This window comes from Xanthobacter versatilis (genome assembly GCF_043193975.1).
GTDB lineage: Bacteria > Pseudomonadota > Alphaproteobacteria > Rhizobiales > Xanthobacteraceae > Xanthobacter > Xanthobacter autotrophicus_E.
Map to the genome: position 1 here is coordinate 235,376 of NZ_JBAFVB010000003.1, position 19,250 is coordinate 254,625.

The 19,250-nt window shown below is 69.7% G+C and carries 17 protein-coding genes; 12 read left to right on the top strand and 5 right to left on the bottom strand.

The window, feature by feature from the left end:
• Window positions 1–74: 74 nt before the first annotated feature.
• On the bottom strand, window positions 75–1,223 hold the full coding sequence (gene rnd / locus V5F66_RS08600; protein WP_394093642.1) for a ribonuclease D: 1,149 nt from the start codon (window positions 1,221–1,223) through the stop codon (window positions 75–77).
• A 55-nt stretch (window positions 1,224–1,278) separates the two neighbouring features.
• On the bottom strand, window positions 1,279–3,573 hold the full coding sequence (locus V5F66_RS08605) for a putative bifunctional diguanylate cyclase/phosphodiesterase (protein WP_394093643.1): 2,295 nt from the start codon (window positions 3,571–3,573) through the stop codon (window positions 1,279–1,281).
• A gap of 296 nt (window positions 3,574–3,869) precedes the next feature.
• On the opposite strand from V5F66_RS08605, the gene aspS reads away from it, so the two are divergent.
• Both aspS and V5F66_RS08615 read left to right on the top strand, forming a co-directional pair.
• On the top strand, window positions 3,870–5,642 hold the full coding sequence (gene aspS, locus V5F66_RS08610) for an aspartate--tRNA ligase (RefSeq protein WP_394008135.1): 1,773 nt from the start codon (window positions 3,870–3,872) through the stop codon (window positions 5,640–5,642).
• 129 nt (window positions 5,643–5,771) lie between these two features.
• Window positions 5,772–6,200, top strand: coding sequence for a DUF2059 domain-containing protein (locus V5F66_RS08615; protein ID WP_394051617.1), 429 nt, complete (start codon window positions 5,772–5,774; stop codon window positions 6,198–6,200).
• 164 nt (window positions 6,201–6,364) lie between these two features.
• Here V5F66_RS08615 and V5F66_RS08620 read toward each other — a convergent pair whose 3' ends face one another.
• Window positions 6,365–8,428: a hypothetical protein gene (locus V5F66_RS08620; protein WP_394093644.1), complete on the bottom strand. Its 2,064-nt coding sequence runs from the start codon at window positions 8,426–8,428 to the stop codon at window positions 6,365–6,367.
• Between the two features lie 150 nt (window positions 8,429–8,578).
• Here V5F66_RS08620 and V5F66_RS08625 point away from each other — a divergent pair, with 150 nt between their 5' ends.
• Complete coding sequence (locus V5F66_RS08625; protein WP_012115120.1) at window positions 8,579–10,861, top strand: NADP-dependent malic enzyme; 2,283 nt, start codon at window positions 8,579–8,581, stop codon at window positions 10,859–10,861.
• Window positions 10,862–11,123: 262 nt separating this feature from the next.
• On the opposite strand, the gene V5F66_RS08630 is transcribed toward V5F66_RS08625, so the two are convergent.
• Window positions 11,124–11,855, bottom strand: a complete 732-nt coding sequence (locus V5F66_RS08630) for a hypothetical protein (protein ID WP_394093645.1) — start codon at window positions 11,853–11,855, stop codon at window positions 11,124–11,126.
• A gap of 194 nt (window positions 11,856–12,049) precedes the next feature.
• Between V5F66_RS08630 and V5F66_RS08635 the strand changes: the two genes are divergently transcribed.
• The 3 genes from V5F66_RS08635 (at window position 12,050) to V5F66_RS08645 (ending at window position 14,974) form a co-directional block, all read left to right on the top strand.
• Window positions 12,050–12,976 (top strand): sensor domain-containing diguanylate cyclase, encoded by a 927-nt coding sequence (locus V5F66_RS08635; RefSeq protein ID WP_394093646.1) that lies wholly within the window; start codon window positions 12,050–12,052, stop codon window positions 12,974–12,976.
• A 167-nt stretch (window positions 12,977–13,143) separates the two neighbouring features.
• Window positions 13,144–13,701 carry a helix-turn-helix domain-containing protein gene (locus tag V5F66_RS08640; RefSeq protein ID WP_394093647.1) on the top strand — a complete coding sequence of 186 codons (558 nt, stop codon included), beginning with the start codon at window positions 13,144–13,146 and terminating at the stop codon, window positions 13,699–13,701.
• A gap of 22 nt (window positions 13,702–13,723) precedes the next feature.
• Window positions 13,724–14,974, top strand: coding sequence for a DNA-packaging protein (locus V5F66_RS08645; protein ID WP_394093752.1), 1,251 nt, complete (start codon window positions 13,724–13,726; stop codon window positions 14,972–14,974).
• Between the two features lie 288 nt (window positions 14,975–15,262).
• On the opposite strand, the gene V5F66_RS08650 is transcribed toward V5F66_RS08645, so the two are convergent.
• Window positions 15,263–15,541, bottom strand: coding sequence for a hypothetical protein (locus tag V5F66_RS08650; RefSeq protein WP_393999041.1), 279 nt, complete (start codon window positions 15,539–15,541; stop codon window positions 15,263–15,265).
• A gap of 418 nt (window positions 15,542–15,959) precedes the next feature.
• Here V5F66_RS08650 and V5F66_RS08655 point away from each other — a divergent pair, with 418 nt between their 5' ends.
• The 6 genes from V5F66_RS08655 to V5F66_RS08680 all read left to right on the top strand — a co-directional run bounded on the left by V5F66_RS08655 (window position 15,960) and on the right by V5F66_RS08680 (window position 19,230).
• Window positions 15,960–16,457: an HPP family protein gene (locus V5F66_RS08655; RefSeq protein ID WP_394008123.1), complete on the top strand. Its 498-nt coding sequence runs from the start codon at window positions 15,960–15,962 to the stop codon at window positions 16,455–16,457.
• 73 nt (window positions 16,458–16,530) lie between these two features.
• Window positions 16,531–17,712 (top strand): phage portal protein, encoded by a 1,182-nt coding sequence (locus tag V5F66_RS08660; RefSeq protein ID WP_394093648.1) that lies wholly within the window; start codon window positions 16,531–16,533, stop codon window positions 17,710–17,712.
• An 82-nt stretch (window positions 17,713–17,794) separates the two neighbouring features.
• Complete coding sequence (locus V5F66_RS08665) at window positions 17,795–18,085, top strand: GIY-YIG nuclease family protein (protein ID WP_394093753.1); 291 nt, start codon at window positions 17,795–17,797, stop codon at window positions 18,083–18,085.
• Window positions 18,086–18,336: 251 nt separating this feature from the next.
• Window positions 18,337–18,525 carry a hypothetical protein gene (locus V5F66_RS08670; protein WP_041575689.1) on the top strand — a complete coding sequence of 63 codons (189 nt, stop codon included), beginning with the start codon at window positions 18,337–18,339 and terminating at the stop codon, window positions 18,523–18,525.
• A gap of 24 nt (window positions 18,526–18,549) precedes the next feature.
• Window positions 18,550–18,747, top strand: coding sequence for a hypothetical protein (locus V5F66_RS08675; protein WP_012115130.1), 198 nt, complete (start codon window positions 18,550–18,552; stop codon window positions 18,745–18,747).
• A 3-nt stretch (window positions 18,748–18,750) separates the two neighbouring features.
• Window positions 18,751–19,230, top strand: coding sequence for an HK97 family phage prohead protease (locus tag V5F66_RS08680; RefSeq protein ID WP_012115131.1), 480 nt, complete (start codon window positions 18,751–18,753; stop codon window positions 19,228–19,230).
• Window positions 19,231–19,250: the final 20 nt, after the last annotated feature.

The following is a 19,250-nucleotide window of genomic DNA, read 5'->3' on the forward strand; positions in this document are numbered from 1 at the left end:
GAGATCCCCGCACGCTTCAGATATTCGAGCAGGTCTTTCCAGCGGCCGGTGCGGGCTTCGCGCCGGCCGTTCGCTTATTTCTCCACCGCAATGACGCGGCCGTGGTTCACCGCCAGCGCCAGGCGGCCGGCCTTCAGGGCCAGGGCGCGCTCGCCGAACAACTCGCGGCGCCAGCCCTTCAGCGCCTGCACGTCGGCTTCGTCGCTGACCGCGATGCGCTCCAGGTCCTCCGTGGTGGCGATCACCTTGGCGGCCACCGCATTCTGCTCCGCCGTCATGCGCAGCAGCACCTTCAGCAGTTCCACCGTGGCGCTGGCGCCGTTGGGCAAGGGCTTGTCGCGCTCGATGCGCGGCAGGGTCTTGGGGTCTCGGGCGACGCCCCGACGCACCGCCTCCAGCACCGCCTCGCCGTAGCGCGAGCGTTCGAAGCCCTTGGGCAGGGAGCGCAGCTCGGCCAGCTTCTCCGGCGTCTGCGGCTGCTGCACCGCGATCTCGCCGATCACCTCGTCCTTGATCACGCGGCCGCGCGGCAGGTCGCGGGTCTGGGCCTCGCGCTCGCGCCAGGCGGCCACCTCCACCAGCACGGCCAGCTCGCGCGGCTTGCGCACGCGGGACTTCAGCCGCTCCCAGGCGCTGTCCGGGTGCTGCTCGTAGGTGGCGGGGGAGGTGAGGACGTGCATTTCCTCGCCCACCCACTCCGCGCGGCCCCGCGTCTCCAGGTCCGTTGTCAGCTTGATGTAGATGTCGCGCAGATGGGTGACGTCGGCCACGGCATAGACGATCTGCGCCTGGCTCAGCGGCCGGCGCGACCAGTCGGTGAAGCGCGACGACTTGTCGAGGGTGTGGCCCGTGACGCGCTGAACCAGCTGGTCATAGGAGATGCTGTCACCATAGCCGAGCACCATCGCCGCCACCTGGGTGTCGAACACCGGATGCGGGATGAGTCGGGCCTGGTGCCAGATGATCTCGATGTCCTGCCGGCCGGCGTGGAACACCTTCATCACCCGCTCATTGGCCATGAGCCGGTAGAAGGGGGCGAGATCGAGCCCGTCCGCCAGCGCGTCGATGAGCACGGCTTCTTCCGGCGAGGCGACCTGCACGACGCAGAGCTTCGGCCAGAACGTGGTTTCCCTTAGGAATTCCGTGTCGACGGTGACGAAAGGGTGGCGGGCGAGGCGTTCGCAGGCCGCTGCCAGCGCCTCGGTCGAGGAGATCGGATCCATCCGCAGACCATACCCATGCCGGGCCGTCCCGAAAAGGGAATGTGGCGCGATTTTGTCAGGCTGCGGCGGAACGGGCCATGGCGAGGGCGGCCTCGGCGGTGGTCGGGCGGCCCAGGAAAAAGCCCTGGAGGTGGGTGCAGCCTTCGTCCGCCAGGATGCGGCGCTGGGCCTCGGTTTCAATGCCCTCGGCCGTGCAGCTCAGGGACAGGGTGCGCGCGAGGCCGACGATGGCCCGCACGATGGCGAGGCTGTGGGGGCTTTGCGCCACGTCATGCACGAATGAGCGGTCCACCTTGATGCGGCCGATGTTGAGCGTGCGCAGATAGGCGAGGGAGGAATAGCCGGTGCCGAAATCGTCGAGGGCGACGGTGATTCCCTCGTCGGCGAGCTGCTCAAGGGTAGTCCGCACCGCGGGCCCCTGCTTGAGCAGGCTCGATTCGGTGATCTCCAGCTCGAGGCGCCGGGCCGGGAGGCCGGATTCCTCGAGGGCCGCGCGCACCTGCTGATGGGTCTGGGCGCCAAGGAACTGGAGGGGCGAGAGGTTCACCGACACGAACAGGTTCGGCGGCCATTCCGCGGCCACCCGGCAGGCCTCCCGCAGCACCCAGGCGCCGAGCGGCACGATGAGGCCGGTCTCCTCGGCGACGGAGATGAAGGTTTCCGGCGGGACCAGCCCGCGCTCGGAATGGGGCCAGCGCGCGAGCGCCTCGAAGCCGGCCAGCCGGCCGCTGGCGGCCTCGAAGATGGGTTGGTAGGCGAGGACGAAATGCCGCTCCCGCCAGGCGGCGTGCAGGTCGGCCTCCAGAGTGCGGCGCGCGCTGGCGCTCGCTTCCATCTCCGTCGCGAACGCCCGCGCGATGCCGCGCCCGTCGCTCTTGGCGCGGTAGAGCGCGAGGTCCGCATTGTGCAGCAGTTGCGTCGCCGTGGTCCCGTCCACCGGGGACAGGGCAACGCCGATGCTGCATCCGCCGGTGACCCGGTGGTGGCCGATGTCGAAGGGTTCCTGAAAGGCATCGATGATGCCCTGGGCAAACGCCAGCGCCTCCCGGTCACCGCTGGCGCCGAGCCGCAGGATGCCGAACTCGTCGCCCCCGAGCCGGGCGGCGGTGTCTCCCGGCGCCAGCCGGCCAATGATGCGTTGGGCGAACCTGGTCAGGAGCAGGTCGCCAGCCTCGTGGCCAAGCGTGTCGTTCACGGCCTTGAAGTCGTCGAGATCGACGCAGTGCAGGGAGAAGCGCGGCGTGGCGCCGGGCATCGCGAGCAGGGCTTCGAGGCTCTCGGTGAAGGCGAGCCGGTTGGCAAGGCCGGTCAGAGGGTCGACCCGCGCCAGGGCGTGCTCGGCTGCTGCAAAGGCGCGCTCGCCCCTGATCAGCCGCGCGACGCCGTAGGTGATGAGGGCGATGGCGCAGCACAGCAGCCCCGAGGCGATGATCAGCGGCATGGCGCGCTGCCACAGCACGGTTTCGATGGCCGAGCGGCTGTCGCTCACCACGATGGCCAGCGGCAGGTTGGGCAGGGGCTGGAGCGCGGCGATGCGTCCCTTTTCGTCGAGGGCGCCGGCGGGCAGAACGCCATCCGTTGCGGCGGCAAGGACGGCGCCGATGGTCCGCGCCCGCAGCGCCGGGTCGCGATCGGCGAGACCGGCGCTGCCGGGGTGCCGCGCGAGCAGCGTCCCGTCGGTGCGCACCAGGGCGATCATGCCGTCGCGGCCGAGCCGGATGGCCTCGTAGAAGCGCTCCAGGTATGACTGCTCCAGCGCGCCCTGCACCAGGCCGAGGAAGTGACCGTCGCTGGTGGTGAAGCGGGTGGCGAGGGTGATTGATATGCTGGTCGTCCTGGGGCTGGCCGCCGGCTCCCCGACGAAATGGCGCGGCCCGTGCGGGGCGGAAAGCTCCCGGAAGACGGGGCGATCTGAAATGTTGACGTCCGGGGCCGGCCATGCCCGCGACGAGTTCACAAGCTGCCCGGTGTCGTCGACAATGGAGAACCAGCCCACCTGGACCAATGCGGAGATCCGCGCCCGCAGCAGGATGTGCACGGCCTGCGTGCCCATCATCGCGCGCAGCTGGCCGGGGCTTTCGATCCCCTGCTCACGCATGTGGCCGATCAGGTCGTCCTGGATGAATTCCAGGCCCTGGAACACCCGCGCGGTCTGCTCCGCCAGGGTCAGGGCGAGGTTGGCCAGCTCGCGGCGGCGGTCGTTGATGCCGTCGCGCCGCGCTGACCGGACGAAAAGGCCGGTGGCGACGACGATGCTCAGGATCAGCAGCGCCGCGAGAATGACCAGCGGCACCGGGTTGCGCCGGCCCGGCCGGCCCGGTGTTCGTTGTTCGCCCCCTGGCGTGTCCATGCTGGCTACGCCCCCGCTCGCCCTGCGCTGCACTGCAGCATTAACGCACGATTTCAGGGTTTTTCAACATGGCTTGAAACCGGCCTAAACCGACAGCGCGCTTGACAAGGGGCGGGGCGCATGCACCTTCGCCCCGCCTCAGACGCGGACTGTCGTGCCGTGGCGCGCGGAGACGCCGCGCCCGGGACGGACGGGGCCTCAGGCGTCCGGCGCGCGCCCATCTGGCTGCGCGCGGGGCGTCCGGACACCGGGCCCGCGGCCCGCGTCCTATCCCTTCAGCCTTGAAAGGGCGACCCATGCACCGTTACCGCTCCCATACTTGCGGCGCGCTTTCGACCGCCCAGGTGGGCGAGATCGTGCGCCTCTCCGGCTGGTGCCACCGCATCCGCGACCACGGCGGCGTGCTCTTCATCGACCTGCGCGACCATTACGGCCTGACCCAGGTGGTGGTGGACCCCGACAGCGCCGCCTTCAAGGATGCCGAGAAGGTGCGTGCCGAATGGGTGATCCGCATCGACGGCAAGGTGCGCCTGCGCCCCGAGGGTACCGAGAACCCCGACCTCGCCACCGGCGCCGTGGAGGTCTACGCCACGGAACTGGAAGTGCTGGGCCCCTCGGCCGAGCTGCCGCTGCCTGTGTTCGGCGACGTGGAATATCCGGAAGAGACGCGCCTTCGCTACCGCTTCCTCGACCTGCGGCGGGAGAAGCTCCACCGCAACATCATGACGCGGGGCGCGATCATCGATGCCATGCGCTCGCGCATGAAGGGGCAGGGCTTCTTCGAATTCCAAACCCCCATCCTCACCGCCTCCTCGCCGGAGGGCGCGCGCGACTTCCTGGTGCCGAGCCGCCTGCACCCCGGCAAGTTCTATGCGCTGCCCCAGGCGCCGCAGCAGTACAAGCAGCTGATCATGATGAGCGGCTTCGACCGCTACTTCCAGATCGCCCCCTGCTTCCGCGACGAGGACCCCCGCGCCGACCGCCTGCCCGGCGAGTTCTACCAGCTCGACCTGGAGATGAGCTTCGTCGAGCAGGAGGATATCTTCGCGGCGGTGGAGCCGGTCATCACCGGGGTGTTCGAGCAGTTTGCCGAAGGCAAGCCGGTGACCCAGAAGTGGCCGCGCATCCCCTATGCGGAGTCCCTGCGCAAGTACGGCACCGACAAGCCGGACCTGCGCAACCCGCTGGTGATGCAGAACGTGTCGGAGCATTTCCGCGGCTCGGGCTTCAAGGTGTTCGCCCGCATGCTGGAGGTGGAGAAGAACGAGGTGTGGGCCATCCCCGCCCCCGGCGGCGGCTCTAGAGCCTTCTGCGACCGCATGAATTCCTGGGCGCAGGGCGAAGGCCAGCCGGGCCTCGGCTACATCATGTGGCGCGAGGGCGGCGAGGGGGCCGGCCCGCTCGCCAACAACATCGGTCCCGAGCGCACCGAGGCGATCCGCGCCCAGCTCGACCTCAAGGCGGGCGATGCCGCCTTCTTCGTCGCCGGCGACCCGGACAAGTTCGTGAAGTTCGCCGGCCTTGCCCGCACCCGCGTGGGCGAGGAGCTGAACCTCGTCGACAAGGACCGCTTCGAGCTGGCCTGGATCGTCGACTTCCCCTTCTACGAATATTCGGAAGAAGAGAAGAAGGTCGATTTCTCGCACAATCCCTTCTCCATGCCCCAGGGCGGGCTGGACGCGCTGAACACGCAGGACCCGCTGTCGATCAAGGCGTTCCAATACGACATCGCCTGCAACGGCTACGAGATCGCGTCCGGCGGCATCCGCAACCATCGCCCCGAGGCCATGGTGAAGGCGTTCGAGATCGCCGGCTATGACGCCCAGACGGTGGAGGAGCGCTTCGGCGGCATGTACCGTGCGTTCCAGTATGGCGCCCCGCCCCATGGCGGCATGGCGGCGGGCGTCGACCGCATCGTCATGCTGCTGTGCGGCGTGACCAACCTGCGCGAAATCTCGCTCTTCCCCATGAACCAGCAGGCCCTCGACCTGCTCATGGGCGCCCCGGCGGAGGCCGCCCCCAAGCAGCTGCGCGAGCTTCACATTCGCCCGGCACCGCAGGCGAAATAGGTATAGCCTGTCCTGCGGGAACGCAGGACCGGGCGCACGCGACGCATCGGCCATTCCCGGGGAGGAACGCCGATGCGCACTGTGTTTTCAGGGCTTGCTGTGTCGTCGCTCGCAGTGTCGTCGCTGGTAATGTCTTGGCTCGTGGTCGCGGCTCTGCTGTCTCCGGTCACGGCCGTGGCGCAGGAGGGGGCCGATGCGGCGGCACTGGCGCGCCAGATGGTGAATCTGGCCGTCGCCCCCGGCATGGAAAGCCGGATCGACCGCATGATCGCCCAGGCGGTGGAGAAGCAGCCCGCCGACAGGCAGGCCGAGGTGCGCGCCGAGCTCCTGAAGGCCTCCGCCGGTATCCGCGAGGATCTCATGGCCACCTTCGCGGCTTATTATGCGAAGGCCTTCACGCCTGCGGAACTCAAGGGCCTCGTCGCCTTCTACCAGAGCCCGCTCGGCCTCAAGGCGGTGCAGGTGGAGGAGAACAAGCCGGCGGAGGTGAACGCCGCCATCCAGCAGCAGATCATGAAGCTGGTGATGCTCCTGAATATGTCCGGCACGGGGAAATGATCTGACGGTCCGCACCGCGCAGGTGATGGGCCGGGCGAGCTCCCCACTCCCCCGCCGTTACCCGGCTGTTGCCGCATTCTGTTCGCGACAGCCGAGGCCGGACTTTCCGGCCTCGGGCGGGACAGGGCTTCCAGGGGCCGTCTTGGCGTTTGCAGCCAGTAGCCTCAGGGCGCCGTCGCCGTCGCGGAGAAGCTGAACGCCTCCAGCACCACCGAGGGGTCGTCAGAGCCCGCCAGCGCCAGCAGCGGCACGCGGCCCTTCGGAGTCGCGGTCACCGTCAGCGTGCCGGGCTTGCGCAGGAAGGCCACCACCGCCGCGCCTACGGATGCGGCATCGGGCGAGACCGCCTTGAGCTCGTCGGCGAAGCCTTCGGCCAGTGCCACCACCTCGTTGCGATACTCCTCCTCACTCACGCCAGCCGCTGCGGCGAGCTGGGCGAACATGAGCTTGGCGAGGCCGAGATCGGTCAGGGTCACCTTCACCGGCCCCGCCGTCACCACCGGCAGGGCGGCGAGGAAGCCCGCGGGATCGGTGAAGGCGGCGTCGGGCACGTCCACCAGCGCCGATTCCAGGTTCACCCGGAAGGCGTCCTTCACTTCGGTGGTCACCGGGGCGATGGTGAGGGTGCGGTCATTGATGTCATAGGCCGCCTTCAAGCCCATGGAGATGGTGGCGCGGCTGATGCCGGCCTGCACCAGATAGGTGAAGGGCTCGCCGTCGTCGGCATTGATGGGCCCGGACACGTCGGCGAGGGTGAAGTCGAAATAGGAAGGCAGCGCCCCGAGCGAGCCGCCCCAGGACAGGGCGAACGTACCGATCTTCACCGGCTCGCTGCTTTGCGGGCCCTCGCCATAGGGCACTTCGAGGTCCTTCATCTCCATCCCGGAGAAGACCTTGAACAGCACCAGCGCCGACAGGGGCGAAGGTGCGTCCGCCTCCGCTGCGAGCTTGGTCAGCTGGTTGAAATCGAGCTGGCGCACTGCGAGCCGTGCCATCTTCGCGGCACCGCCACCGGGGGTGACGCCCTCCACCCCCTCGACGGTGGCGCCGTCCAGCACCCCGTTGGTGAGACCTTCGAGCCGCATGGCTGCGACCTTGCCTGTCGCACCTTGCTCCGCGCTGGTGACGTTGGTGGCGGCATAGGTGGTGAAGGCAATGCCGCCGATGAGATCGCGGAACACCTCCATGAAGCGTCGGCCGTCCTCGCGCGACAGGTCCGGTGCTTTGCGCGCCAGGGCGTTGAAGGTTGCGATGCGCTCGGCGCTGAAGGCCACAGGCTTGATGGCCACGTTCTCCATCAGGATGGACTGGGCGCCCTGGGACAGACCATTGTCCTGGGTCAGCTTGTAGGGTCCGGTCACCACCTTCCCGACGATGCGGCCATAGGTCTCCGCGGCCTTGCCGGCCGGCCCGCCGGGCTGGGTCATGAGCAGGAGCGGGGCGGTGTCGATCTGCGCGGCAACGGTGCCGTCGATCTGCCCGGTGGCACGGCTGGGAGCGGTCTTGTCCGGCGCGGCACCGGGGCCGGGCTGCGTGCTCTTGGCGTCGCCGCCGGTGGCGGGCAGCGGCGGAAGGGTAAAGGCGAAGGTGATGGAATCCACCACCATGCTGCGGATGGCTCCCGCGTTCACGCCTTCCGCAGCGAGGTTGCGATAGGCGATCTCGGTGGGGGCGGCGCCGGCCGGCGTGATGCGCCCGCGAGCCTCGGGAATGGTCACCTTGGCGGCGGTGGTGGCCGCGAGCTGGCGCAGCGCCACCCTGAGCGCCCCGAACGGGCCGTTGCCCTCGCCGGCGGCGACCAGCGTCATCGGGCCGTTGTAGCGGTCGATCATCACCTGCGGCAGGGAATAGGTGATGGTGCCGCCGGCGGCGGCCTCGCCGGTGAGGGCGATCTCCACGTCGTCGAGGTCGAGGGCGTCCACCGCCACGCGCCGGTCGGTGGGCCGTTCGCCGCCGCGGGCGGAGAGCCGACCCACCTTCACCTGCGCCGACCCGTCCGGGGAGAGGATGGAAATGCCGGTGACGGTGACGCCCATCTCCCTGGGATCAAAGCTGGCTTCAGCGAAGGAGGCCTTCGCCCCGGTCTCCCGGATGCCGGCGAACACGGCGTCCACCTCCGTCCGGACCTTGGTGCGCGACCAGGCGAGGAAGCCATACCAGCCGGCGACGCAGAGCACCGCCACAAGGCCGACCGCGCCGGCGATCCGAAGGCCGAATTTCCTGCTCATGTCCCGTCCTTTCCCCCGCCGTCCGGCCGAGTCGCATTACGCCCCCGCAACATACCTCAATTTTCATCCCGGCCCGTGACATGAGAGAGCGCGGCGGCTAGGTTGCAGCCCGTTTTGCCGAGCCGGCGGGCTCGAGGAGGGGGAGGGGATATGGCGTCCAACATTTCCGAGGATCTGCGTTCCGGGGCGCTCGTCTATCATCGCCTGCCGAAGCCCGGGAAACTGGAGATCCAGGCCACCAAGCCCCTCGGCAACCAGCGCGACCTCGCGCTCGCCTATTCCCCCGGCGTCGCCGCCGCCTGTGAAGCCATCGCCGCCGATCCGCTGCTGGCGGCGGAACTGACCATCCGCGCCAATCTTGTCGCCGTCGTCTCCAACGGAACCGCCGTGCTTGGCCTCGGCGACATCGGCCCGCTCGCCGGCAAGCCGGTGATGGAGGGCAAGGCCGTCCTGTTCAAGAAGTTCTCCGGCATCGACGTGTTCGACATCGAAATCGACGCCAAGACCGTCGAGCGCATGGTCGACGTGGTCAGCGCGCTGGAGCCCACCTTCGGTGGCATCAACCTGGAAGACATCAAGGCTCCCGAGTGCTTCGAGGTGGAAGCCCAACTGCGCGAGCGCATGAAGATCCCGGTCTTCCATGACGACCAGCACGGCACCGCCATCATCGTCGGCGCGGCGGTGCGCAACGCCATGGAGGTGGGCAAGCGCAAGATCGAGGAGTTGAAGATCGTCGCCTCGGGCGCCGGCGCGGCGGCCCTCGCCTCCCTCAACCTGTTGCTCACGCTGGGCGCCAAGAAGGAGAACATCTGGGTCTGCGACATCGAGGGCGTGGTCTATGACGGCCGCAACACCCTGATGGATCCCTACAAGGAGAAGTTCGCCCAGAAGACCGACAAGCGGACTCTGGACGAGGTGATCGAGGGCGCCCACATCTTCCTCGGCCTCTCCGCCGGCGGCGTGCTGAAGCCGGAGATGGTGAAGAAGATGGCGGACCACCCGCTCATCCTCGCCCTCGCCAATCCGGTGCCGGAGATCATGCCCGAGGTCGCCCGGGAGGCGCGCCCCGATGCCATGATCTGCACCGGCCGCTCAGACTTCCCCAACCAGGTCAACAACGTCCTGTGCTTCCCCTACATCTTCCGCGGGGCGCTGGACGTGGGGGCGACCGACATCAACCCCGAGATGAAGATGGCGGCGGTGGAGGCCATCGCGGCGCTGGCCCGCGAGACCCCCTCCGACGTGGTGGCCCGCGCCTATGGCGGTGAGACCCGCGCCTTCGGCGCCGATTCGCTCATTCCCTCGCCGTTCGACCCGCGCCTCATCCTGCGCATCGCGCCGGCGGTGGCGAAGGCGGCCATGGACACCGGCATCGCCACCCGGCCCATCGCTGACATGGACGCCTATATCGAGCGGCTGGACCATTTCGTGTTCCGCTCCGGCTTCATCATGCGGCCGCTGTTTGCCCAGGCGAAGCGCAACATCAAGCGCGTGGTCTATGCCGAGGGCGAGGACGAGCGGGTGCTGCGCGCGGTGCAGGCGGTGGTGGAGGAGGGTATCGCCCGTCCCATCATCGTCGCCCGTCCCAATGTGCTGGAGACCCGCCTGAAGCGCTTCGGCCTTTCGGTGCGGCCGGGCCATGACTTCGATCTCATCAACCCGGAAGACGATCCGCGTTATCGCGACTATGTGCGCGACTATGTGGAGATCGCCGGCCGCCGCGGCGTGACGCCGGACGCCGCCCGCACCCTGGTGCGCACCCATCCCACCGTGATCGCGGCGCTGGCCGTGAAGCGCGGCGAGGCGGATGCCATGCTGTGCGGCATCGAGGGCCGCTTCACCCGCCACCTGCGGCAGGTGCGCGACATCATCGGCCTCGCGCCGGGGGTGAAGGAGCTGGCGGCGCTGTCGCTGCTCATCACCTCCCACGGCAACTTCTTCATCTGCGACACCCAGATCCAGACCGAGCCCACCGCCGCCGACCTCGCCGAGATGACCGTGCTGGCCGCCGCCCATGTCCGCCGCTTCGGCCTGGAGCCGCGGGTGGCGCTGCTGTCGCACTCCAATTTCGGCAGCCACGAGACCCTGTCGGCCAAAAGGGTGCGCTCGGCGCTCTCCATCATCCGCGAGCGTGAGCCGAACCTGGAGGTGGATGGCGAGATGCAGGCGGACTCCGCGCTGCTGGAGGACATCCGCAAGCGGGTGCTGCCCAACTCGACCCTCACCGGCGCGGCCAACGTGCTGGTGATGCCCGACCTCGACGCCGCCGACATTGCCTTCAACATGCTGAAGGTGCTGGGCGACGCGCTGCCGGTGGGTCCGATCCTGATGGGCACGGCCAAGCCCGCCCACATCCTCGGCCCGTCGGTCACCGCCCGCGGCATCGTCAACATGACCGCCGTCGCGGTGGCCGAGGCCCAGACCGAAGCTTGAGTGGGGGCTGCGCTGCTGAAGGCGAGCCTTCCGGAGCGTTGCACCTCCTGATCCCGTCGCCCTCCGGCTTGACCGGAGGGCCCATCTTGCCGCTTTCCAAGCTCCTGTCGCCGAGTCCCCGTCGCCGTATCCCGGCCGGGCCATGGGCTGTCCGGTCAAGCCGGACGGCGGCGGTGGGATGGGTGTGTTGCACCGGCGGTGAACCCTTCCCCGCACGCGGAGGAGGGGACGCGCCGGCACGTCCCGTCTCCGTCTCTCCCCCTCACTTCGGCGCGGGAAACGACAGCACGCCGGAGGTGTAGCGCTCGATCAGGGCGCTGAAGGGGGTGCCGTCGGGCAGGCTCAGCACCGCGCGGTGGGCCAGCACGAAGCGCGGCATCACCAGCGGGCCGGCAGCGCCGGAAGGCCGGGGCTCGTCCGCCGGCTGCCACAGCAGGCGCGTTTCCAGCGTGCGCCGGCGGAAATCGAGCGGGCGCACCACCTTGCCGAAGGGCGTGTCAGTGGCATCGAGGATGGCGTTCATCTCCGCCGTCAGGCGGTCGGGCCGGTAATAATTGTCCGCCTCCGACAAGACGATGGCGCCGCAGGTGAGGCGGACCCGGCGGTGGCGCACCGGGGTCTGCGCATCGGCGCCGAGCAGGGCGCGCACCTCCTCGGGGGCCAGGTCCTCGCCGGCGCGCTCGCGTTCGGCCCGCACCAGGGCCGGATCGCCGATGCCATGGGCGCCGCACCAGCGCTCCAGCGTCAGGGTGGCGCTGGGCTGGGCCAGCAACGCGCGGTTCAGGGTCTCGATGAAATCCTGCGCGGCGCGGCGCGTGGCGGCGGTGTCGGGCCAGACAATCGCGGGGGAGGGCATCGCTTGGGACGGCATCGCGGGGGGCGGCATCTCGGGCTGATGGGAGCCGGGCTGCGGGGCGCCGGTCTCCAGCGCGCGGGCCGGCGCGAGGAGACAGACTAGGAAGACCAGCGGCAGCATCACCGGCAGCAGGAACATGGTGGCATCAGGCCCACGGCAGCGCCGGCGTGCCGGCCCGTCTTCCATAGCGCAGGCGGTCGGCCCTTGCCATGGCGCCCGTGCACGTGCCGCGCCCTGCGGGCCGCGACATGCCGCCCGATCGGCCCCCGGACCGGCTCTGGCGCGAAAACAACACTCCGCAACCGGCGACTCGCGCTATATCATTGGGACAAATGAACGATATTCTTGAGCGCCTGCGTCAGCTGGAGCAGAGCACGCCAGTGCTGGTGGCGCTCTTCGATGCTTCCGATCGCCTGCGCTATGCCAATGCCGCCTTCCGCACCACCATGTTCATCGCCGAGGGCGAGGACATCACCTGGGAAGAGATGGTGCGGCGCAATTACCACGCCGGGCGCGGCACCGTCATCAATACCTCGGACATCGACGAGTGGGTCATCGTTCACCGCTCGCGGCGCGGCAAGCAGCGCCACAAGGTGTTCGAGGTCGATTTTCACGACGGCCGCTGGCTGCTGGTGACCCAGGTGGTGTCGGACGACGGCTGGATGCTGGCCCACGCCGTGGATGTCACCGCCTTCCGCCCCGACGAGCGGGCCATGCGGCTGGCCCGGGACCGCGCCCTCTATGCCTCCTACACGGACGACCTGACCGGCGTCGCCAATCGCCGGTTCGTCGGCGCCCGGGTGGCCGACATGCTGGAGCCGGACGGACCGGGCGGCGCCTTCTGCCTCATCGACCTCGACCAGTTCAAGGCCATCAACGACCGCTTCGGCCACCAGGCCGGCGACCTGATCCTGCGCGATTTCGCCGCCCGGATGGTGCGCGAGGTGCGCCGCTCCGACTGCTTCGGCCGGGTGGGCGGGGAAGAGTTCGTGCTGGTGCTGCCGGCGACCTCCGCCCGCGCCGCGCGGGGCATCGTGGAGCAGGCGCTGGACGTGGTGCGGCAGGCCCGAGCGCTGACGGCGCAGCCGGACTTTGCTTATTCCTTCTCCGCCGGGATCGCGGAAAGCCGGCCGGGCGATACCTTTGCCGACCTCTACAGCCGTGCCGACCGCGCGCTCTACGCCGCCAAAATGGCCGGGCGCAGCCGGGTGGAGGTGGAACAGGACCGGCCCCCGGCCGCGGTGGCCTCGGCGGAATAATCGGCTTTCTATCCTTTATGCGGATTTTAGTCCTTGACAGCGTGACGCTGCCCGGCTAGGTTTTGGTCATGTTCGAGACGTGTGCCTGACGGGCCTTCACCCCGCGCCGCTCTCGCCGCCGGTTTTGCCGGCCTCTTTGGCTTCTGCCCCTTTTTTCGGACATGCCCATGCGCAAAGCGTTGCCGCCCCGCCGGGTGCCAGCCATGGCACAGCTTGCGCGCCAGCTCTATCTGGATGGCGCGCCCCTGGCCGAGATCGCCCGTCGCACCGCCCTGAAGCCTTCCCAGGTCTATTACTGGATCGACCGGGAGGTGGCGTCCGACGGCACCGTCACCCTGAAGCCGGCGGCCCGGCGGGTGACCCTGGCGCCGGGCACCCGCAGCGCCTCGCCGGCGCGGGGGCATCTGTTGTCCCGGCTGTGGCGCGCCGCCGAGCGCCAGCTCGACGAGATCGAGCAGCGCCTCGCCGCCGCCGTCCCGCCCGAGGCCGATGCGCCCGCCGTCCCGCCGCGCCCCGCCGCCGATGCGGAGAAGGACGCCCGCGCCCTCGCCGTGCTCGCCCGCACCCTGCGCGAACTCTCGGCCCTGGAGGCGGAGGCGCACAAAAGCCGCAAGGTGAAAGCCGAAGATGACGCCGTCCGCGATCTCGACACCTTCCGCCGCGAGCTTGCGCGCCGCCTTGAGCGCCTGCGCGCGGACGGGGCAGGCGCAGAGCCTGCTGAATGAATTGCCCGAGGCCGAGGCCGAGATGCTCCTCGCCGACTGGGCCCTGTGGGCGCGCCCCGACCAGTTGCCCCCCGACACCGCGCCCTCCGGCGATCCCTGGAGCACCTGGCTGGTGCTGGGCGGGCGCGGCGCCGGCAAGACCCGGGCCGGCGCCGAATGGGTGCGCGGCCTCGCCCTCGGCCGACCGCCCTTCGCCGGGCATCCGGTGGGGCGTATCGCGCTGGTGGCTGAGACCATGGCCGATGTGCGCGAGGTGATGGTGGAGGGGGTTTCCGGCCTTCTCGCTGTCCATCCCCGCGCCGAGCGGCCGCGCTGGGAGCCCACCCGGCGCCGGCTCGAATGGGCCAATGGCGCGGTGGCGCAGGGCTTTTCCGCGGAGGACCCCGAAAGCCTGCGCGGCCCGCAATTCGCCGCCGCCTGGCTCGACGAACTGGCCAAGTGGAAGCGGGCCGAGGCCACCTTCGACATGCTGCAATTTGGCCTGCGGCTCGGCGCCCAGCCGCGCCAGATGGTGACCACCACGCCGCGCCCCACCGTGCTGCTGCGGCGGCTTCTGGCCGACCCCTCCACCGCGGTGACGCGGGCGCGCACCGCCGACAATGCCTTCCACCTCGCCCCGAGCTTCCTCGGCCAGGTGCTGACCCGCTATGGCGGCACCCGCCTCGGCCGCCAGGAACTGGACGGCGAGCTGATCGAGGATCGCGCCGACGCTTTGTTCTCCCGCCCGGCGCTGGAAGCGCTGCGCGAGGCGGAGGCGCCGCCGCTCACCCGCATCGTGGTGGCGGTGGACCCGCCGGCCTCCTCGCGGGCCGGGGCGGATGCCTGCGGCATCGTCTGCGCCGGCATCGATGCGGCGGGCCTCGTGCATGTGCTGGCGGATGAGAGCGCCGCCGGCCTGCGGCCTGCCCAGTGGGCGGCGAAGGCGGTGGCGCTGTTCCGCCGCTTCGAGGCCGATCTCATCGTCGCCGAGGTGAACCAGGGCGGCGAGATGGTGCGCGCCGTCATCGCCGAGGTGGATGACGGCGTTCCGGTGGAACAGGTGCGGGCCACGCGCGGCAAGTTCCTGCGCGCCGAGCCCGTGGCCGCGCTCTACGAGCAGGGCCGGGTGCGCCACGCCGGCGCCTTCCCGGCCCTTGAGGACGAGATGTGCGATTTCGGCACGGATGGCCTCTCCTCCGGCCGCTCGCCGGACCGGCTCGACGCGCTGGTGTGGGCGGTCACCGCCTTGGCGCTCGGACCGAAGGCCGGCGCACCAAGGGTGCGCGGGCTGTGAGGGGGCGCTAAGGCTGGGACCACGTCAACGGCTCCGGTCTGAACCCGGCGCCGGCAGGGCTTGGCGCATGCGCCTTCCGCGCCTCATCGCCATCGGGCATCCCGTCGCCCTCCGGCTTGACCGGAGGGCCCATCTCTCCGGTCGTCCCGACCATATCATCCTGCGGCGGCGTTGCCCTTCCACCCGCCGTTGCGGCGGCATGGGCCGTCCGGTCAAGCCGGACGGCGACGGTGGTTTTTCGCTCCGCGCGTCTGGCCGGCTTCACCGGCCCCGGTTCACCGCCGGCGTTCAGCTACCGCCGACCATGTCCGCTCCCACCGGGATCTCCACCTGCACGCACAGGCCGGTGACGCTCTGGCCCGGCGCGAAGTCCGGCCAGTTCTGGTTGCGCTTGAGACTGGCGCTCAGGCACCCGCGCTCGGTGCGATAATAGCCCACCAGCTTCTGCGAGGTGGTGGCGACCACGCCCGGCCCGGCACCGTAGGGGTCAGGCGCATAGCCGTAGGCGCCGGAAACGGCGGGCTGGAACGTGGTGGTGGTGACAATGAGGACCAGGGCATAGAGCATGGCGCCCTCCCTTCGCGTCCCCCAGACCCCGGGCTTCGGAGCCATCACGCCGCGCCATTATACGCCGATGCGGGCGCCGGCGGAATGGAGACGCGAAGGCTCGTCGCCCACCGGCTTGACCGAAGGGCCCATCTCTCCGCTGGTCCCTTCGGCGGCATCCCGTGGCGGTGCCCTTCCGCCTGCCCTCGTGGCGGTATGGGCCGTCCGGTCAAGCTGGAGGGGCGACGGCGGGTTCGGCCGAGCGCCTGTGCCTGGGCCGCTCCAGCGCGGTGCTTCCGATCGGGCCTTCCGGCCGCCCCCATTGCGCATATTCAAAATACATGCATCATTGTGCCTACAAATGAGGCTGCATGACAACGGCGTGTGCAGACATTTGCCTTCCATCGCATCTCGCTGCTCACTCCGGTGTCATGAGTCCATGTGGAAAGCCTTCTTCGCACGCCATGAGCCCCATTGCGGATCGGTCCTCGTCGGCCTGAAGTCCGGCGCCGGGGGTATGCTCGGCATGGGCCTCGTGGGCGGCGCCGCTGCCTTCACCCAGCTGCCGCTGCTCATCGCGCCGTTCGGCGCCAGCGCGGTGCTGCTGTTCGGCCATCCGGCGACGCCGCTGGCGCAGCCGGCCAATGTCATCGGCGGCTATGCGGTCTCCGCCACCATCGGCCTCTTGGTGGCGGTGGTGTTTCCCGGCGCGTGGTGGGCCGCGGCCCTCGGCGTGGGGCTCGCCATCCTCGCCATGCTGCTCCTGCGCGTGTCCCACCCGCCGGCCGGGGCGGTGCCTATCCTCATGGTGGTGGCGGCCATCGATCCGTTCGAGCTGGCCGGCATCGTCTTCGCCGGCTCCATCGCTTTGGTGCTGATCGCGAGCCTTTATCACCGGCTGCCGCCGCGCCACGATTATCCGCGCCGCATCGCCTGACGCATCGTCGCGCGTCCGCCACCTGCATCAAGGCCGCCCCTCCGGGCGGCCTTTTTCGTTTCCGGAGCCCTTCATGCTGGCCGAGCTTCTCAGCACCTTCCGCCGCCGTCCGCCCGAGGAGAAGGCGAGCCGCGCCGCCCCCCTCATCGCCCTGTTCTCCGCCGGGCGGCCGCGCTGGACCCCGCGCGATTATGCATCGCTGGCCCGCGAGGGCTTTTCCAAGAATGCCATCGCCTATCGCGCGGTGCGGCTCATCGGCGAATCCGCTTCCGCCCTGCCGCTGCTGCTCATGGCCGGGCGGGAGGAGCTGGAGGTCCATCCGCTGCTGGACCTCATGCGCCGGCCCAACCCGCGCCTCACCGGCTCCTCCCTCATGGAGGCCATCTGCAGCCACCTCATGGTGGCCGGCAACGCCTATGTGGAAGCGGTGGCGGTGGAGGGCGAGATCCGCGAGCTGCACCTGCTACGCCCCGACCGGGTGAAGGTGGTGCCCGGCTCCGACGGCTGGCCCGAGGCCTATGACTACACCCTCGGCGCGCGCACTGTGCGCATCCCGCAGGACACGCTGGTGGCGGGCGAGGACGTGCCGGCCATCCTGCACCTCACCGCCTTCAACCCGCTGGACGACCATTACGGCTTCGCCCCGCTGGAGGCGGCCGCCCAGGCCCTCGACCTGCACAATGCGGCCAGTGCCTGGAACAAGGCGCTCATCGACAATGCCGCCCGCCCCTCCGGCGCGCTGGTCTACAGCGGCTCGGGCGCGCTCTCCGACGAGCAGTTCGAGCGGCTGAAGGGCGAGCTGGAAGCCTCGTTCCAGGGCGCTGTGAACGCCGGCCGCCCGCTGCTGCTGGAGGGCGGGCTCGACTGGCGGCCGCTGTCGCTCTCGCCCAAGGACATGGATTTCGAGGCCGCGCGCAATTCTGCCGCCCGCGAGATCGCACTCGCCATCGGCGTGCCGCCGCTGCTGCTGGGCATTCCCGGCGACAACACCTATGCCAATTACGCCGAAGCCAACCGTGCCCTATGGCGCCAGAGCGTGGTGCCGCTGGTGCGCCGGGTGTGCGACGCGCTCGCCCTGTGGCTCGGCCCGGCCTATGGCGGCGGCCTGTCGCTGGTGCCCGACCTCGACCAGGCCGAAGCCCTCTCCGCCGAGCGCACCGAATTGTGGGCCCGCATCGGCGCCGCCGACTTCCTCACCGATGAAGAGAAGCGCGCCGCGACGGGCTATGGCGAGGGGGGACGGCGGCGGGGGTGAGGGCCGAAGGTGCAGCGGGCCATGACGAGTGTGAGGGGTGAAGGCCTTGTGAAGCCTGGGCTCCTTGGCTAACTCTCGCCGAATGCGCGGCGGCTGGGTCTATATCCTGACGAACAGGCCGAACGGTACGCTCTATGTCGGCGTGACGAATGATCTCGTTCGCAGGGTTTGGGAGCATCGGCAGGGCTTCGCAGATGGCTTTACGAAACGCTATGGCCTGACCAAACTGGTGTATTTCGAAGATCACACCGAAATTGCGCTGGCTATTCAGCGGGAGAAGGCGATCAAGCATTGGTCGCGTGCCTGGAAGGCGCGGCTTATTCTGGATACGAATCCGCAATGGCGTGATCTGTACGAAGATATGATCACCTAACCACCGTCATGCCCGGGCTTGTCCCGGGCATCCACGCGGTGCCGTTCGCACAATTGCCTGAGGTCGCTCCCGGCCCCGCCGCGTGGATGGCCGGGACAAGCCCGGCCATGACGGGCGCTTCGGGTTCGCGCGGCAGGGGTTAGAGCGGCGGGGGACGAAAAGAGCTTCCGCGCTCTTCCCCGCCGTCTGACCAGCCGTGACAACTGTTGCGTGGCAGCGCGCCCCGCATCCCCCCAATCCGGACCACCCCCATGGACATCCTCATCCGCACTTTCGCGGAGCGGGGCGATCTTGCGCATCTGGCGCTGCTGCTGTGGGCGCTCGCCGCGTCCGCCGGGCTGTGGCGTGCGCTGGGCGAGGTCTCCCGCGCCAGCGCACGCATGGATGATTTCGTGCGCGAGCTGGCCCGCTTCAACGCCCGTTTCGACGAGCTTCCCTGACTTTTCCCTCATCCGGAGATCTTCATGCGCTCACCCTTTCAGAAGGGGCCGGGGCCGCGCATCCGCGCGCTCACCGGTGCCCCCTCCCGCCTCAAGGCGCCCGCGACCGCCGCTCCCCAGGCCGCCGGCACCGTGTTCCGCGAGTTCGTCGCCACCCTGGAGCGGCTCGAGAAGAGCCGGCGCCGCAAGAAGGCCCCGGCCGCCCCAACCGAGCGGAGCTGACCCATGGCGGACGGCTTTCCCATCGAGGGCTATGCCTGCCTGTTCGACGTGGCCGACCTCGGCCGTGACCTGGTGCTGCCCGGCGCCTTCGCCGCGAGCCTCGCGCGGCAGGGCGCGGGCGGCGTGCGGCTGCTCTACCAGCACGATCCGGCCGAGCCCATCGGAGTGTGGACCGAGGCATTCGAGGACACGCGCGGCCTTTATGTGCGCGGCCGCCTCTCCCCCGACGTGGTGCGCGCCCGTGAATGCGCGGCGCTGATCGCAGAGGGCGCGCTCGACGGCCTCTCCATCGGCTTCAAGGCGGTGGAGGCGCGGACCGATCCGCGCACCCGCCTGCGCCGGCTGTCGCGCATCGACCTGTGGGAGGTGTCCATCGTCACCTTCCCCATGCAGCCGGGGGCGCGCATCGCCCGCCCGCCGGCCGCCCCCGCGGCACTGCTGTCCGCCGCCGCGGCCCGCCTGCGCGCGGGCTCCCGCATCTGATTTTCGTTCACCGCAAAAGA

What these genes read in the sequence shown, in the direction of transcription:
- rnd (WP_394093642.1), bottom strand. Translation starts at nt 1,223, where the DNA reads ATGGATCCGATCTCCTCGACCGAGGCGCTGGCAGCGGCCTGCGAACGC.
- V5F66_RS08605 (WP_394093643.1), bottom strand. Translation starts at nt 3,573, where the DNA reads ATGGACACGCCAGGGGGCGAACAACGAACACCGGGCCGGCCGGGCCGG.
- aspS (WP_394008135.1), top strand. Translation starts at nt 3,870, where the DNA reads ATGCACCGTTACCGCTCCCATACTTGCGGCGCGCTTTCGACCGCCCAG.
- V5F66_RS08615 (WP_394051617.1), top strand. Translation starts at nt 5,772, where the DNA reads ATGTCTTGGCTCGTGGTCGCGGCTCTGCTGTCTCCGGTCACGGCCGTG.
- V5F66_RS08620 (WP_394093644.1), bottom strand. Translation starts at nt 8,428, where the DNA reads ATGAGCAGGAAATTCGGCCTTCGGATCGCCGGCGCGGTCGGCCTTGTG.
- V5F66_RS08625 (WP_012115120.1), top strand. Translation starts at nt 8,579, where the DNA reads ATGGCGTCCAACATTTCCGAGGATCTGCGTTCCGGGGCGCTCGTCTAT.
- V5F66_RS08630 (WP_394093645.1), bottom strand. Translation starts at nt 11,855, where the DNA reads ATGTTCCTGCTGCCGGTGATGCTGCCGCTGGTCTTCCTAGTCTGTCTC.
- V5F66_RS08635 (WP_394093646.1), top strand. Translation starts at nt 12,050, where the DNA reads ATGAACGATATTCTTGAGCGCCTGCGTCAGCTGGAGCAGAGCACGCCA.
- V5F66_RS08640 (WP_394093647.1), top strand. Translation starts at nt 13,144, where the DNA reads ATGCGCAAAGCGTTGCCGCCCCGCCGGGTGCCAGCCATGGCACAGCTT.
- V5F66_RS08645 (WP_394093752.1), top strand. Translation starts at nt 13,724, where the DNA reads ATGCTCCTCGCCGACTGGGCCCTGTGGGCGCGCCCCGACCAGTTGCCC.
- V5F66_RS08650 (WP_393999041.1), bottom strand. Translation starts at nt 15,541, where the DNA reads ATGCTCTATGCCCTGGTCCTCATTGTCACCACCACCACGTTCCAGCCC.
- V5F66_RS08655 (WP_394008123.1), top strand. Translation starts at nt 15,960, where the DNA reads ATGTGGAAAGCCTTCTTCGCACGCCATGAGCCCCATTGCGGATCGGTC.
- V5F66_RS08660 (WP_394093648.1), top strand. Translation starts at nt 16,531, where the DNA reads ATGCTGGCCGAGCTTCTCAGCACCTTCCGCCGCCGTCCGCCCGAGGAG.
- V5F66_RS08665 (WP_394093753.1), top strand. Translation starts at nt 17,795, where the DNA reads ATGCGCGGCGGCTGGGTCTATATCCTGACGAACAGGCCGAACGGTACG.
- V5F66_RS08670 (WP_041575689.1), top strand. Translation starts at nt 18,337, where the DNA reads ATGGACATCCTCATCCGCACTTTCGCGGAGCGGGGCGATCTTGCGCAT.
- V5F66_RS08675 (WP_012115130.1), top strand. Translation starts at nt 18,550, where the DNA reads ATGCGCTCACCCTTTCAGAAGGGGCCGGGGCCGCGCATCCGCGCGCTC.
- V5F66_RS08680 (WP_012115131.1), top strand. Translation starts at nt 18,751, where the DNA reads ATGGCGGACGGCTTTCCCATCGAGGGCTATGCCTGCCTGTTCGACGTG.